This is a genomic window from Vibrio sp. Isolate22 (genome assembly GCF_022398115.1).
GTDB lineage: Bacteria > Pseudomonadota > Gammaproteobacteria > Enterobacterales > Vibrionaceae > Vibrio.
In genome coordinates, this window is sequence record NZ_JAKEUW010000144.1 from 1 (window position 1) to 1,087 (window position 1,087).

Consider the following 1,087-nt stretch of genomic DNA (forward strand, 5'->3'; position numbering starts at 1 on the left):
CTTTCCAGAGCCTTCGTCTGTCTCATTAAAAGCTTAAGGGCTAATCCAATTTCGCTCGCCGCTACTTTCGGAATCTCGGTTGATTTCTCTTCCTCGGGGTACTTAGATGTTTCAGTTCCCCCGGTTTGCCTCTTGTTGCTATGTATTCACAACAAGATACTTACTTATGTAAGTGGGTTTCCCCATTCGGAAATCCCAGACTCAAATGACTTTTACTGTCTAATCTGGGCTTATCGCAAGTTAATACGTCCTTCATCGCCTCTGACTGCCAAGGCATCCACCGTGTACGCTTAGTCACTTAACCATACAACCCGAAGAGGTCTTATGTATGGTAAACAACCAAGGTTTTGGTTGTAACAAGAAGGGTTAGTTCTTATTACGTGTTTGCCGGACTCAATTTTGAATACAAGACACTTGAATGTGTTTGTGTTGTGTTTATCTAAAGATAAACATTGAGAACTTTTAATTTGATTAACTCGTAGAGTTAATCAGTCAGCTTTCCAAATTGTTAAAGAGCATGTATTCCGAAGAATGCATTTTCTAAAGACTCTCGCAGTCGAAAAAACCAACCAACGACATAAGAAGTGGTTTGGAGTTTTAACTTCCAAGAATATTTAGAGAATGGTGGGCGATACCGGGCTCGAACCAGTGACCCCCTGCTTGTAAGGCAGGTGCTCTCCCAACTGAGCTAATCGCCCACGAAAAGTTTTAATTCCTTCGTGGAGAAAGAATGGTGGGTCGTGCAGGATTCGAACCTGCGACCAATTGATTAAAAGTCAACTGCTCTACCAACTGAGCTAACGACCCAATGGTATCCCGTAGGGGAGTCGAACCCCTGTTACCGCCGTGAAAGGGCGGTGTCCTAGGCCTCTAGACGAACGGGACACTGGATTGAAGAACTTGGGAGTTCTTCGTCTCTTTACTTTCTAAACCGTATCAATCTGTGTGGACACTTATCGTGAACATCTTCGTATAAGGAGGTGATCCAGCCCCAGGTTCCCCTAGGGCTACCTTGTTACGACTTCACCCCAGTCATGAACCACAAAGTGGTGAGCGTCCTCCCGAAGGTTAAACTACCCACTTCTTT

At 44.6% G+C, this 1,087-nt stretch carries 3 tRNA genes and 2 rRNA genes; all 5 read right to left on the reverse strand.

Going from position 1 to position 1,087, the window contains the following annotated elements:
- Positions 1-304: ribosomal RNA gene (locus L1D55_RS27325) — 23S ribosomal RNA — on the reverse strand; the annotation flags it as partial.
- 318 nt (positions 305-622) lie between these two features.
- A tRNA-Val gene (locus L1D55_RS27330) sits at positions 623-698 on the reverse strand.
- Between the two features lie 33 nt (positions 699-731).
- Positions 732-807 (reverse strand) — tRNA-Lys (locus L1D55_RS27335).
- Positions 808-809: 2 nt separating this feature from the next.
- Positions 810-885: transfer RNA gene (locus L1D55_RS27340), tRNA-Glu, on the reverse strand.
- Positions 886-973: 88 nt separating this feature from the next.
- Positions 974-1,087: ribosomal RNA gene (locus tag L1D55_RS27345) — 16S ribosomal RNA — on the reverse strand; the annotation flags it as partial.